Genomic DNA, 14,791 nt, shown 5'->3' with positions numbered 1-14,791 from the left:
TTTGATATTGATATTATTTTAGTTTTTTTATAAAAATTTCTTAAAACTTAGGTGGATACTATGCCAACCCAACTGAATCAACGACCAAATGCCAACGCCATCCGTATCCTAGCCATGGATGCGGTTCAACAAGCCAACTCAGGCCATCCAGGTGCGCCGATGGGTATGGCAGACATCGCCGAAGTGCTGTGGCGTGAGTTTTTGAACCACAATCCCAAAAATGCCAAATGGCCAAACCGTGACCGCTTTGTACTATCTAATGGTCATGGCTCTATGCTGATCTATGCACTGCTGCATCTGACTGGTTATGATTTGAGCATTGATGATATTAAGGCGTTTCGTCAGCTGCACTCAAAGACAGCAGGCCATCCAGAGCATGGCTATGCCGATGGCATCGAGACCACCACAGGTCCATTAGGTCAAGGTATCGCCAATGCCGTGGGCTTTGCTTTGGCTGAGAAGACTTTGGCAGCGCAATTTAACAAAGCGGATCATGCCATCATTGACCACTACACCTATGCATTTTTGGGTGATGGCTGTCTGATGGAGGGTGTCAGCCATGAGGCCTGTTCATTGGCAGGGACTTTGGGTCTGGGTAAGCTGATTGCTTATTATGATGACAATGGCATCTCGATTGATGGTGAGGTGGAAGGCTGGTTCAGTGATGACACCGCCAAGCGCTTTGAAGCGTATGGCTGGCAGGTGCTGAATGTGGATGGCCATGACCAAGATGCCATCCGTGCAGCCACCATCGAAGCCAAGGCCGAGACCGCCAAGCCTACTTTGATCATCTGTAAGACCATCATTGGCATGGGCTCGCCTAATAAGCAAGGCAAAGAAGACTGCCATGGTGCGCCGCTTGGGATGGATGAGATCGGTCTGACGCGTGAAGCGATGGGCTGGGCGGATGCCACACCTTTTGCCATTTCTGATGAGATTTATCAAGCGTGGGATGCGACTGCCAAAGGCGCGGATCTTGAAGCAGCTTGGAATGAGCAGTTTGCCAAGTATCAAGCAGCCTATCCAACCGAAGCAGCCGAACTTAGCCGTCGTTTGAGCAGTGAACTACCTGCTGATTTTGAAACTGTGGCGAATGACTACATCAAAGCCTGCAATGACAAAGGCGAGACCATCGCGACTCGTAAAGCCAGCCAAAACGCCATCGCAGCACTGGCGCCAAATCTGCCCGAAATCCTAGGCGGCTCAGCTGACCTAGCAGGCTCGAACTTGACACTATGGTCAGGTGCAAAAGGCGTCCAAGATCATGCTGATGGTAACTATGTCCACTATGGCGTGCGTGAATTTGGTATGACTGCGATCGCTAATGGTGTAGCGCTACACGGCGGATTTATCCCTTATACAGCGACTTTCTTGATGTTTATGGAGTATGCACGCAATGCGGTGCGTATGTCAGCGCTGATGAAGCAGCGTGTCATCAATGTCTATACGCATGACTCGATCGGTCTGGGTGAAGATGGCCCGACGCATCAGCCAGTTGAGCAAGTGGCCAGCCTGCGCAATACGCCAAATCACTTCACTTGGCGTCCATGCGACACGGTCGAAACGGCTGTGGCGTGGAAAAAAGCGCTACAAACTACCAATGCACCGACTTCATTGATCTTATCTCGTCAAAATCTAGCGTTCCAAGCACGTACAGATGAGCAAATCGCAAGCATCGAAAAAGGCGGCTATGTCTTGGCAAGCGAGCAAGGCGATCTTCAAGCCATCATCATCGCTACAGGCTCAGAAGTCGAGCTTGCGATGAATGCACATAAGCAGCTAACCGAAGCAGGCGTGGGTGTGCGTGTGGTATCGATGCCATGCGCGGAGATCTTTGTGAAGCAGTCGGCTGATTATATCGAATCAGTACTGCCATCGGCGGTGCGCGCTCGTGTCGCTGTCGAAGCAGGTATCGTTGATTATTGGTATAAATTTGTCGGCTTGGATGGTAAGATCATCGGTATGACCACCTTTGGTGAGTCAGCACCTGCCAAGGATCTGTTCCAGCACTTTGGCATCACGACCGAAGCTGTCATCGATGCGGTCAAATCGCTGATCTGATCGATATTTCAACTGACAGCCATCGATTTGGCTTGGTGATTGATAGGCGTATCCTGCGATGCGCCTTTTTTGTATCCTAAATTATGCATTCTAAATACCATCAAGCTGCCACAGAATCACGATGATTGGTGAAACTGTATCCAAATAACAGTATCCAAAATTTGGCTTTTGTGCTAAAATTAAGACAATTTGTCGAAGTATTATTCAAGGCGAAATCAGCCAATCACATCAGCGCGGAGGCGATATGTCTGACAAAAATCCACAATTTTCTCGTATTTTATTAAAGCTGTCTGGTGAGGCATTGGCAGGCGGTCGTGACATGGGCATCGATGCCTCTATCTTAGATCAGATGAGCTTATCGATCGCACATCTGCGCGGCTTGGGCGTGCAAGTTGGCATCGTTGTTGGTGGCGGCAATTTGTATCGTGGCAGCACGCTTCAAAAAGAAGGCTTGGTGGGTCGAGTGACGGGTGATCAGATGGGTATGCTGGCCACGGTGATGAATGGCCTTGCGATGCGCGATGCCTTGGTTCGCCGTAACATCAAAACCCGCCTGATGTCAGCCATCGCCATTGATACTGTCGTTGAGTCATACTCTAGCCGTGATGCCATCCGCCATCTGAATAATGGCGAGGTGTGTATCTTTGTTGCTGGTACAGGCAATCCATTTTTTACCACCGACACTGCAGCATGCCTACGCGGCATCGAGATCGAAGCAGGTCTTATCCTAAAAGCCACCAAAGTTGATGGCGTCTATGACAAAGACCCAACCACCAATGAAGATGCGGTGAAGTTTGACAGCCTAAGCTTTGATGAAGTGCTTGAAAAGAAACTTGGCGTGATGGATCTGACCGCCATCGCACTGTGCCGCGAGCATAATGTGCCGCTACAAGTGTTTGATATGAATAAGCCCAATGCCCTGCTCAATGTCGTGATGGGTGAGGCAGAAGGCACGCGCGTCTATCACTGATCGCTGCTTGAGATATTTTTACCATTTAGAAAATTTAAAGGAAAGTTCCATGATTAATGACATCAAAAAAGACGGCGAAAGCCGTATGCAAAAAGCCATCGAAGCGCTAGAGGGCGCTTTTGGTAAACTGCGCACAGGCCGCGCGCATCCAGGCGTGCTTTCAGGTGTGATGGTCAGTTACTATGGCTCAGAGACGCCATTAAACCAAGTGGCCAGCATCAATGTCGAGGACAGCCGCACGCTATTGGTACAGCCATTTGACCGCTCAATGGTGCAAGCTGTCGATAAGGCCATCCGTGAAGCAGATCTGGGTCTAAACCCAATGACAGCCGATGTCATCCGTGTACCGATGCCAGCGTTGACCGAAGAGACTCGCCGCGACATGCAAAAAATCGCCCGTGGCGATGCAGAACAAGCACGCGTCTCAGTGCGTAATATCCGCCGCGACATGCTAGGTGATATTAAAGATCTACTAAAAGAAAAAGAGATCTCTGAGGACGACGAGCGCCGTGCAGCAGATGACATCCAAAAGCTGACTGATAAATACATCGGTACCATCGATGCTCGCCTAGACAAAAAAGAAGCCGAGCTGATGGAAGTCTAATGCCGCTTGGCAGATACACATGGGTAAAGAGCAGTCTTTGCCCATGTGTCATTTCATCAGATGAATTTTACTCTCATCCATCACCTTGTAAACCCTGACGGTAGCTGCATAACATGACAAGCCAAACCCAAATCCCCACCACTGTACCACAGCATATCGCCATCATCATGGATGGTAATAATCGCTTTGGCAAAGCCAATCAGCTGGCGACAGGCGCAGGACATGTGGCAGGCAAAGATGCGCTTGATCCGATCGTTGAGCATTGCTTGGCGCGCGGTGTGCAAGTACTGACAGTATTTGCCTTTTCAAGTGAAAATTGGGCGAGACCCGCCAATGAGGTCGAGCTGTTGATGGGGCTTTTGGAGCAAACGATTCACGAGCAGATGCCACGGATGGATCAATATCAGATCCGTTTACGCTTCATTGGAGATCGCAGTCAGCTGTCTGATCGGCTGGCATCCTTGATGGCTGATGCTGAGGCAAAGACGGCGCATTTTGAGGCGATGACTTTGGTGATTGCCATCAGTTATGGTGGTCAATGGGATATCGCCAATGCCGCCAAGGCTGTGGCGTCACAGGTGGCGCAGGGTAGTTTACAAGTCAAAGACATTGATGTTGATTGCCTAGCCAAGCACTTGCAGCTGTCAGATCTGCCAGCGGTGGATATGCTGATCCGCACAGGTGGTGAGTATCGCATCTCTAATTTTTTGCTGTGGCAGGCGGCCTATGCTGAGCTGTTTTTTACGCCGACTTTATGGCCTGAATTTGGCGTCGATGAGCTTGATGAGATGATTGAGATGTTTGCCAATCGTGAACGCCGCTTTGGCAAAACCAGTGAGCAACTAAAGCGCTAGAGACTTTTACCACACCAACCCAAGGATAATTTTGCTATGTGGCAGCGAATAAAGACGGCAATTATATTGGTCATCATCGTAGGGTTTGCACTGTTTGCAAGTTCGATGCCGATTTTTGTGGTGCCGTTATTGGCCGTGGGCGTATTGATCGCCGCGCATGAATGGACCAAACTCATGCCAAAATGGCGACAACCAGCGCAGTTTATTTTGGCGGTATTGGTCATCACCATGATCTCGATTGCTTTGCCTTGGACTTGGGTGTTTTGGTGGGCGGCCTCATTGTTGATCTGGGCGCTTGCGACAGCTTGGGTGGTGCAATATCCTGCCAAGGAAAAATGGTACGGCAGACGCTTGGTGTACATGGGCGCAGTGATTTTGACTGCTGCCATTACCGCGATGTATGGACTGTGGCAGATGTCACCATGGTGGCTGATGTATGTGTTTTTATTGGTGTGGTGTGCTGACAGTGGCGCGTATTTTGTCGGTCGTAAATTTGGCAAACGCAAATTGGCACCAAATGTCTCGCCCAATAAGAGCATTGAGGGGCTGATTGGCGGTATTTTGACCGCAGGCGTGGTTGCGATTGTTGTGGGCAATTATCTACAGCTATCAGGCACAGCGTTATTGTTATTTCTCATCTTATCTGCCATCACGGTCGCGGCCAGTGTGCTTGGCGATCTGTTTGAGTCGATGCTAAAGCGCCGCGCTGGAATCAAAGACTCAGGCAGTATCTTGCCAGGGCATGGTGGTGTGCTTGATCGCATTGACTCTTTATTGTCAGCGACACCAGTGTTTGCATTCGGGTTTTGGTTGTTATCAAAAGCAGGCGTGTTCACCGAGGTGTGGATCATGATGCATTTGGCTGCGCTACGCGTGCCGTTTTAGGGGGTAGATCATGACAACAGCGCTACAGTCCTTGGCAGTGCTTGGTGCCACAGGTTCAATTGGTGATAGCACCTTATCTTTGGTACGTGCGCATCCTGACCGCTATCAGATCTATGCACTCACTGGCTTTGGCCGTGTGGATAAGCTGTTTGAATTGGCGTGTGAATTTCACCCAAAAATCATCTGCACAGCACCAAAGCATCATCACGCACTCAGTACCCAAATTCATGAGGCAGGCCTTGACACCAAAGTGCTGTGTGGTGATGCAGGCTTAATCGCCATCGCATCAGATCCCAAGGTCGATACCGTCGTGGCCGCCATCGTTGGTGCAGCAGGTCTTAGCTCAACTGTCGCGGCAGCCAAAGCAGGCAAACGCATTTTATTGGCCAATAAAGAATCTTTGGTGATGGCAGGGGAGCTGGTGATGCCACTTGCCAGACGCTATGGCGCGACCATCTTGCCGATTGATTCAGAGCATAATGCGATTTTTCAGTGTCTGCCAAAGGCAGTACAGCTTGACAATCATGCCATCCATGAGTCAGCACACGGCATCAGGCAGCTGTGGCTGACAGCATCAGGCGGTGGCTTTTTGGATAAGTCCATTGATGAGATGCGTGAGGCAACCGTCAGCCAAGCGGTGAAGCATCCCAACTGGTCAATGGGTCAAAAAATCTCCATCGACTCAGCGACGATGATGAACAAAGGACTTGAGCTGATCGAGGCATGCCATTTGTTCAATCTCACCGAAGCACAAATCAAAGTAGTGATCCACCCAAACAGCGTCGTGCATTCATTGGTAGAATATGTCGATGGCAGTTTTTTGGCACAACTGGGCAGTCCTGACATGCGCACCCCGATCGCACACGCACTGGCTTATCCAGAGCGCATCGAGGCTGGCGTGGCCCAGCTGGATTTGTATCAATTGGCTGAATTAAAATTTATGGCACCAGATTTACAAAAATTTGCCTGTCTAAAGCTTGCCCGAGATTCCGCCAAACAAGGCACGGGCGCGTGTATCACACTCAATGCTGCCAACGAGATCGCCGTCGTTGCTTTTTTAAATGAACAAATCAAATTAACAGACATCGCGCTGATCGTTGAGCGGTGTTTGAATGACGATGCCATCAAAGCGCAGTTTGATCAGGATTTTTCTGATGAAAATCAAGGTCTTGAACGCATTTTAGCGATGGATGCTCTTGTGCGTGATACGGCTCAGCAAAAAATCGCCCAACTGGAGCGCTTAGCATGACGGCGATATATATGATCTTGGCGGCGATTTGTGTGCTGGGGCCATTGGTGGCTTTGCATGAATTTGGCCATTATATTGTCGCGCGGCTGTGCGGTGTCAAGGTGCAGACCTATTCCATCGGCTTTGGCCCAAAACTGATGGGCTGGAAAAGTCGGCGCTCGGGCATCGAATATCAGATCGCTGCCATTCCTTTAGGCGGCTATGTCAAGATGCTTGATGGCCGTAATGAGACAGTGCCAGATGAGCTAAAGTCAGTGGCCTTTGATCAGCAGCATCCCCTTAAAAAAATCGCCATCGTCGCAGCTGGCCCCGTGATGAATTTTATCATTGCCATCGCGCTATTTTGGGTGCTATTTTTATTTCCCAGTGAGCAGTTAAATACGCGCATTGGCCAGATCCTGCCAGAGTCACCTGCTGCCAATAGCGCTCTTGTGGTCGGCGATCGTTTGGTCAGCATCGATAATAAGCCTGTGCAGACTTGGCAAGAGACGGCCTATGCACTGGCTGCCAAGATGGGTGAAAGCACCGCCATCGATGTCGGCATCGAGCGTGATGGACAGCCGCAAAAAGCTCAAGTACAGGTACAAAATTTCATGCAGCCAAACGATGGCGCGCGTGATCCTGTAGATCCTTTGAGTAGTCTGGGAGTGCTGCCGTATCAGCCAGTGATTGAGCCTGTGGTCGGTGAAGTGGTGGCAGATGGTGCTGCTGCAATGATGGGGCTAAAGGTCAATGATCGCTTCACTGCCATCGATGGTGTGGCGATAGAGGATTGGCAGGCCGCCACCAAGATCATCCAACAAAGCCCTGAAAAGATGCTGACTGTCCAGATCATCCGCGAGGGTCAAGCCCAGCAGATCCAGCTGATGCCGCGCGCTGTCCAGACCCGTGCAGGTACGGTAGGGCAGCTGGGCATCCGCCCAAAGATCGATGCCGATGCATTGATCCCACCTGAGTATCTGACCACCATCCATTACACGCCGATGCAGGCGCTTCATCAGGCCTTTGGGCGCACTTATGATTTGTCGGTGATGACCCTAAGCGCGATGGGCAAGATGGTCACGGGAATGATTGGCATTGAGAATTTATCTGGTCCGATCACCATCGCCGAGGTCTCAAAGACCAGCTTTGAGTTGGGATTTAAAGAGGTGCTTTCTACTGCTGCCATCATCAGTCTTAGCTTGGCTGTGCTGAATCTGCTGCCGATCCCTGTGCTTGATGGTGGGCATTTGTTGTTTTATACTTATGAGCTAATCCGCGGTAAGCCGATGAGTGAGACCGTGCAGCTGGCGGCTTTTAAAATGGGTGCGTTATTGCTTTTTTGTTTCATGGTACTGGCAATCAGTAACGATATCCTGCGAGTTCTTGGCTGAGCGGCACAATATCAGCCAATTAACAAAAAAATTTACCTTTTTTGGCAGGAAAAGCTTGCCAAATTAGGCATTTTGGCTTACCTTTACACGGTATTAAATCGGTTATGAAAATTTTTGCAACAATTTTGATGTAAATTTTCTGCCAATGTTAAAAATCTTAAAAATTAAGTTTGGATAGACTTATGCGTAATTCATATTTCAAAGGTTTTAGACCGAGCGCTGTGGCCTTGGCAGTGACGATGATGATGGCAACCCAAGTGCATGCTGCTGATGTGGTGGCCAATGACATTGCCATCAGTGGCTTGCAGCGCATTACCATCGACAGCTTGCAGACAGTTTTGCCGTTTCGCTTAGGCCAAGTGGTGAGTGATGCACAGCTGGCTGAGGGTGTGTCGGCATTGTATGCCACAGGTCACTTTTCAGATGTGCAAGTATATGCCCAAGATGGCCGCATTGTCTATCAAGTCACCGAACGCCCACTGATCGCTGAAATTAACTTCGAGGGCAATCGACTGATCCCAAAAGATGCATTAGAAGAGGGTCTGCGTAACGCAGGGTTGGCCGTCGGTCAGCCGCTCAAACAAGCGACCGTGCAGATGATCGAGTCGGAGCTATCGAATCAGTATATGATGCAAGGCTACTACAATACTGAGATCACCATTAAACAAACCGAACTTGATGGCAACCGTGTTAAGCTTGACATGACTTTTGCTGAGGGCAAAGCTGCGCGCGTGGTGGATATTAATATCATCGGTAATCAGCATTTTAGCGATCGTGATCTGATTGATGAAATGGCGATTAAAGATAACAAAATCAATCCGTTGTCCAAGGCTGATCGCTATAGCCAAGAAAAGCTGGCGGCAAGTCTTGAGAGTCTGCGTGCCAAATATCTGAACGAAGGCTTTGTGCGTTTTGAGGTCAAAGATGCCAAGCTAAATATCGATGAAGAAAAAAATAAAGTATTCGTCGAGATCTCAGTGGATGAGGGTGAGCAGTATCGTTTTGGCCAAGCCAGATTCATGGGCGATTTGACTTATCCAGAAGATCAGCTAAATCAGCTATTGGGCTTTCAGGCAGGCGATGGCTATTCACAGGCCAAGCTTGACCAGACCACGGCAGACATCAGCACCAAGTTTGGCGATGATGGCTATTATTATGCTCAAATTCGACCTGTCACGCGCATCGATGACGCCTCTCGTACGGTGAATGTCGATTATTATATCGATCCTGTACGCCCTGTGTATGTCCGCCGCATCAATTTCACGGGCAATTTTAAGACCCAAGATGAAGTGCTGCGTCGCGAGATGCGTCAGCTAGAGGGTGCATTGGCATCGAACCAAAAAATCCAACTGTCACGCGCGCGTCTGATGCGCACAGGCTTTTTTAAGAATGTTACCGTCGATACGCGCCCTGTGCCAAATTCACCAGATCAGATCGATGTTAACTTCACCGTCGAAGAGCAGCCATCAGGCTCATCGACCATCGCAGCAGGCTATTCTCAAAGCGGTGGTGTGACTTTCCAATTTGATGTCTCTCAAAATAACTTTATGGGTACGGGTAACCGCGTCAATGCCGCGTTTTCTCGCTCTGAGACCCGTGAGGTGTATAGCCTTGGTATGACCGACCCGTATTTCACGGTCAATGGCGTCTCCCAAAGCATCAATGGTTACTACCGCAAAACCAAATACGATGATAAGAACATCAGTAACTATGTACTTGACTCGTACGGCGCTTCATTAAGCTATGGCTATCCGATTGATGAAAATCAGCGACTAAGTGCTGGTATTAATATCGATAATACCACGGTGCGCGGCGGCCGCTATATGGGCATCAGCAATGTTAAGCAGATCTTGGAAGACGGCGGTGTGGCAGATTTTAACAACGCTGCAAGTTTTGAAAACGACTATACTACCTATAACGCCATCTTGGGTTGGAGCTATTCTAGTCTGGATCGCCCTGTATTCCCAACCAGTGGTATGAGTCATAATGTTGATTTGACCTTAGGCTTTGGTGATAAAACATTCCAAAAGGTCGTCTATCAGGGCAATATCTACAGACCATTCATCAAAGATTCGGTACTGCGCGGCTATACACGCTTAGGCTATGGCAATAACTTGCCGTTTTATGAAAACTTCTACGCCGGCGGTTATGGTTCAGTGCGTGGCTATGATGCTTCAAGTTTGGGCCCGCGTTCTCAGGGTTATGAATATTTAGCAAACGGTTTGCGTACTGTTCGTGGTGAGATTGTCGGCGGTAATGCGTTGGCAACTTTTGGCGCAGAGCTGATTTTGCCATTGCCATTTAAAGGTGACTGGGTGGATCAAGTGCGACCTGTGATCTTTGTGGAGGGTGGGCAAGTGTTTGACACTACAGGCATGAAAGATGAAGTGGTGGATATAGGCAGTATCAATCCAGATGTGCTTAAAAAAGTTAACGAGAAAACACAAGAGCCAATTATTAATGATAGTAACCGTTATATAAATTTGATTAATGATGACCGTGATTTGCGTTTCAGCGCTGGTGTTGGCGCGACTTGGTACACACCGATTGGCCCATTGTCCATCAGCTACGCCAAGCCGATCAACAGCAAAGATACGGATGAAACCGATAAAGTCCAGTTTCAAATCGGTAGCGTATTCTGATGATCAGCATCGATCAGATTTTCAAAGCCATCGAAGAGCGTCAGGGCGTATCAAATCGCTCTGAGCATGATGGCAGCCGCCAAATCGAGGGTGTGGCAAGCCTAACAACTGCCAATGCTGCACAAGTGGCGTTTTTGGCACAGCCAAAATACCTGAATGAATTGGCAAGCACGCAAGCAGGCTTGATACTGATCTCTGAACAGTATGTTGATAAAGCCAAGCAGATCAATCCCGATGCTGCTTATGTGATCGTCAAAGATGCGTATTTGGCTTATGCCAGCATCAGTGGCTTATTCGCTCCATCGATCAGTGCAGGTATCCATCACACTGCGCAGATCGATGACTCAGCCGTCGTCCCATCGGATGTCAGCATCGCGGCCAATGCCATCATCAAAAAAGGTGTGACGATCGGTGCAGGCACGACGATCGGCGAGGGTGTGGTTATCGGCGAGGGTGTGAGTATCGGTGCGGAGTGTCACATCGATGCCTGTGCTGTCATCCATCATGGATGTATCATCGGTGATCATGTACGCATCCATAGCCATGCCAATATCGGCTCTGAGGGATTTGGTTTTGCGCCTGCATTTAGCGATGGGCAGATGCAGTGGCAGCGCATCGCACAGCTGGGTCGGGTGCGTATCGGCAATCATGTTCGCATCGGCAGCCATACTTGCATTGATCGCGGGGCTGTCGATGACACTGTCATTGAGGATCATGTCATTATCGATAATCTGGTGCAGATCGCGCATAATGTCTGCATTGGTGCAGGCACAGCCATCGCCGCCAAAGTCGGTATCGCAGGCAGTACCAAAATCGGCAAAAACTGCATCATCGGCGGTGCGGTCGGCATTAGTGGACATCTGACCATCACTGATGGCGTCACACTGACCGGGATGACGATGGTCATCAGTAATATCTCTGAATCAGGCACTTATTCATCTGGCACTGCAGCCATGCCTTCACTCAAATGGCGCAGAGCGGCAGTGCGATTTCGTCAAATGGGCGAGAAGTAATATTTTAAGGAATGATTATGTCAGTATCAAATATTGATTATGAATTGCTGAGCGAAGCTGATCTGGCGATGCTGGCTGAACGCGGCGTGACTTTGCCACTTCGCTATGATCAGATTAAGCATTATCTGCCGCATCGTTATCCATTTATGCTGATCGATCGAGTCACTGCTTGCTGTCCTGATGAGTGGATTACAGGCTATAAGAACATCAGCATTAACGAAGAGCTGTTTAATGGCCATTTTCCTGACAATCCAATCATGCCAGGCGTGCTGATGGTCGAGGCGATGGCGCAGCTGTCAGGGATTTTGGGGTTTATCAGCGCAGGCCAAACCTCAGAAGATGGCTATCTGTATCTGTTCGCGGGCGTGGATAAGGTGCGCTTTAAAAAACTGGTCACGCCAGGCGATCAGCTGGTAATTCGCTCAAAAGCCATCATGAACAAAAGAGATATTTATAAATTTGAATGCACCGCGCATGTCGATGGCGCTCTGGCATGCAGTGCTGAGATCATGATCGCTCGCCAAAAAGTGTGATGCTTGACGGTTCTCATTTTTTGCATTCATCCATAAGGGGCAACCATGACCATTCATCCTACCGCCATCATTGACCCGAGTGCCGAGATTGACCCAACGGCTTCTATCGGGCCGTATTGCATCATCGGCAAAAACGCCAAAATCGGTGCCAACACCTTGCTGCGTCGCCATGTCATCATCGGTGAGAATACCACCATCGGTGCGCATAATGACATCTATCAATTTGCCAGTATCGGCGAAAATCCGCAGGATCTGAAGTATGATGGCGAAGAGACATTTTTAGAGGTTGGCGATCATAATCGCATCCGTGAAGCTTGCACCATCCATCGCGGCACAGCACAGGATCAAAGCTTGACCAAAATCGGTAGCCACAATCTATTTATGGTCAATGTCCACATCGCACACGATTGCATCGTCGGTGATCATAATGTCCTAGCCAATAATGTCGGTGTGGCAGGGCATGCGTATATCGGTGACTATGTCATCATCGGTGGTCAGTCGGGCGTGCATCAATTTTGTCGCATCGATGATTATAGTATGATAGGCGGTGCCAGTCTGATTGTCAAAGATGTGGCGGCATTTGTCACTGTCTCGGGCAATCCTGCCAAAGCACATGGCATCAATAAAGAGGGCATGCGCCGCAAAGGTTGGTCGGCTGATACCATCAAAGCCATCGATGAGGCCTATCGTGTGGTATTTCGTTCGGGGCTTTTGCGTAATGAAGCGCTTGAACAGCTGTCTGTACTGGTCGAAAAAGAACCCAAAGTACAGCTGCTGATCGATTCGATCAATAACAGCCAACGCGGATTGGTGCGCTAAGCCTGACTTAAGCACATTCTTAAACCTGTAACGATTTGTTGCAGGTTTTTTTCTTTTGATTATATTATTTGTTTGACATTTTTTCGTGATTCATACAAACTATACTGGTCGTTTTGTTGCTTATGATTACCTGAAGCTGATGCGTGGTTGATCGTGGTCAAAACACTATAATTATTTGGGTGCGGATTTATGCTGATTGCAGTTGATGAAACGATCATCATCAATGACGGCATAAGTTTCGCAAAGCAGGATTAGCCGTGCTTGGCATGGCGATAGGATTGGAGAGCAAAGATGTCGGCACAACGAGAAAGTTGGTCAGCACGCTCTGGCTTTATTTTGGCAGCGGTCGGATCTGCTGTCGGTTTGGGTAATATTTGGCGTTTTCCGTATGTTTCTTATGAAAATGGCGGCGGCGCATTTTTTATTCCGTATTTGATTGCTTTGGCAACCGCAGGTTTTCCATTGCTGTTTTTGGATTATGTCGTCGGTCAAAAGTACAAAGGTGCGCCGCCGACAGCATACCGTCGTATGGTCAAATCAGCCGAAGGTATCGGTTGGTGGCAGGTGGCAGTGTGTACCATCATCGGTATTTATTATGCGTCGGTGCTGAGCTGGGCGGGTAGCTATACGCTGTTTGCCTTTGGGCAAAAGTGGGGTGAGGACACCGAAGGGTTTTTCTTTAACACCTACCTTCAAAACGCCAGCGAGATGACGCTGAGCTATTCATCAGAGCTGTTGATCGGCCTTGTCGTGGTTTGGGCGATCGTGCTGCTGATCATGTATGGCGGCATCAAAAAAGGCGTTGAGCTATCAAACAAAATCTTCATCCCGCTATTGGTGGTGATGTTTGCGATTTTGGTGGCTCGTGCGGTGACTTTGCCGGGTGCGACTATGGGTTTGGATACTTTCTTTAATCCAAACTGGGAGAAAATGGCAGATCCAAAAGTCTGGCTGGCTGCGTATGGCCATGTCTTCTTCTCGATGTCGATCGGCTTTGGTATCATGGTGACCTATGCATCTTATCTGAACCGCAATGCCAACTTGACAGGCTCAGGTTTGGTGGTCGGTTTTGCCAACTCATCATTTGAGCTATTGGCAGGTATCGGCATCTTCTCTGTGCTTGGCTTTATGGCGCAGGCATCGGGCGTGCCAGTGGCTGAAGTAGTCAAAGGTGGCATCGGCCTTGCCTTTATCGCATTCCCAAAAATCATCTCAACAATGGGCGATGCTGGTCACATCGTCGGTATCTTGTTCTTTGCCTCATTGACCGTGGCAGGTATCACCTCGATGGTATCTATCCTACAAGTGCCAATCTCAGCGGTGCAAGATAAATTCGGCTGGTCAAAAAACAAATCAGTCACCATCGTCGGTCTAGGCTCTGCGATTATCTCGATTGCGATGTTCGGCACCAAAAATGCCATCACTTTCGTTGATATCGTCGATAACTTTGCCAACAACATCGGCATCGTACTTGGCGCGATCTTGTCGATCATCTGGGTGACTTGGTTCAACCGCAATAAGCTACCAACCTTGATCAACCACATCAATAGCATTTCTAGCATCAAGGTCGGCTTTGTATGGTCATTCATGCTGACTGTGGTGACGCCACTGGTGCTGATTGTGACTTTAGCACTGTCGCTTCAGTCGCTATTTAAAGAAGGCTATGGCGGCTATCCATCGGATGTGCTATTGACTTATGGCTGGGGTGTGGTGATCATCTGTGCGATCGTCGCTTTGGTACTACCAAGAATTAAAGGCCATCACTCTCACGAAGAATAAGGAGTTATT

General features: G+C 48.9%; 12 protein-coding genes. All 12 read left to right on the top strand.

The window, feature by feature from the left end; all coding sequences use genetic code 11:
* Positions 1–60: 60 nt before the first annotated feature.
* Entirely contained in the window at positions 61–2,061 is a 2,001-nt protein-coding gene (tkt, locus tag AZ602_RS05050) for a transketolase (protein ID WP_103033983.1), read from the top strand.
* A 244-nt stretch (positions 2,062–2,305) separates the two neighbouring features.
* Positions 2,306–3,031 carry a UMP kinase gene (gene pyrH, locus AZ602_RS05045; protein WP_103033982.1) on the top strand — a complete coding sequence of 242 codons (726 nt, stop codon included), beginning with the start codon at positions 2,306–2,308 and terminating at the stop codon, positions 3,029–3,031.
* A gap of 49 nt (positions 3,032–3,080) precedes the next feature.
* On the top strand, positions 3,081–3,635 hold the full coding sequence (frr, locus tag AZ602_RS05040; protein ID WP_103033981.1) for a ribosome recycling factor: 555 nt from the start codon (positions 3,081–3,083) through the stop codon (positions 3,633–3,635).
* 113 nt (positions 3,636–3,748) lie between these two features.
* The gene (gene uppS, locus AZ602_RS05035; protein WP_103033980.1) at positions 3,749–4,489 is read left to right on the top strand and encodes a polyprenyl diphosphate synthase; all 741 of its coding nucleotides are present in this window, start codon (positions 3,749–3,751) and stop codon (positions 4,487–4,489) included.
* A gap of 36 nt (positions 4,490–4,525) precedes the next feature.
* Positions 4,526–5,374, top strand: coding sequence for a phosphatidate cytidylyltransferase (locus tag AZ602_RS05030; RefSeq protein ID WP_103033979.1), 849 nt, complete (start codon positions 4,526–4,528; stop codon positions 5,372–5,374).
* A gap of 10 nt (positions 5,375–5,384) precedes the next feature.
* Positions 5,385–6,623, top strand: a complete 1,239-nt coding sequence (dxr, locus tag AZ602_RS05025) for a 1-deoxy-D-xylulose-5-phosphate reductoisomerase (protein WP_103033978.1) — start codon at positions 5,385–5,387, stop codon at positions 6,621–6,623.
* A complete protein-coding gene (gene rseP, locus AZ602_RS05020; protein ID WP_103033977.1) occupies positions 6,620–7,996 on the top strand; it encodes an RIP metalloprotease RseP in 1,377 nt (458 codons plus the stop codon). Before dxr ends, rseP begins: the two co-directional genes overlap by 4 nt.
* 182 nt (positions 7,997–8,178) lie before the next feature.
* Positions 8,179–10,638, top strand: a complete 2,460-nt coding sequence (bamA, locus tag AZ602_RS05015) for an outer membrane protein assembly factor BamA (protein ID WP_103033976.1) — start codon at positions 8,179–8,181, stop codon at positions 10,636–10,638.
* On the top strand, positions 10,638–11,651 hold the full coding sequence (gene lpxD, locus AZ602_RS05010) for a UDP-3-O-(3-hydroxymyristoyl)glucosamine N-acyltransferase (RefSeq protein ID WP_103033975.1): 1,014 nt from the start codon (positions 10,638–10,640) through the stop codon (positions 11,649–11,651). The genes bamA and lpxD overlap by 1 nt, the downstream gene beginning before the upstream one ends.
* 17 nt (positions 11,652–11,668) lie before the next feature.
* Entirely contained in the window at positions 11,669–12,184 is a 516-nt protein-coding gene (gene fabZ / locus AZ602_RS05005; protein ID WP_103033974.1) for a 3-hydroxyacyl-ACP dehydratase FabZ, read from the top strand.
* Between the two features lie 45 nt (positions 12,185–12,229).
* Positions 12,230–13,003, top strand: a complete 774-nt coding sequence (gene lpxA, locus AZ602_RS05000; RefSeq protein ID WP_103033973.1) for an acyl-ACP--UDP-N-acetylglucosamine O-acyltransferase — start codon at positions 12,230–12,232, stop codon at positions 13,001–13,003.
* Between the two features lie 291 nt (positions 13,004–13,294).
* Positions 13,295–14,782, top strand: a complete 1,488-nt coding sequence (locus tag AZ602_RS04995) for a sodium-dependent transporter (protein WP_103033972.1) — start codon at positions 13,295–13,297, stop codon at positions 14,780–14,782.
* Positions 14,783–14,791: the final 9 nt, after the last annotated feature.

Source organism: Moraxella sp. RCAD0137 (assembly GCF_002894025.1).
GTDB lineage: Bacteria > Pseudomonadota > Gammaproteobacteria > Pseudomonadales > Moraxellaceae > Moraxella > Moraxella porci.
The sequence above is the reverse complement of the archived record's forward strand: the minus strand, read 5'-3'. Positions and strand labels throughout refer to the sequence as shown.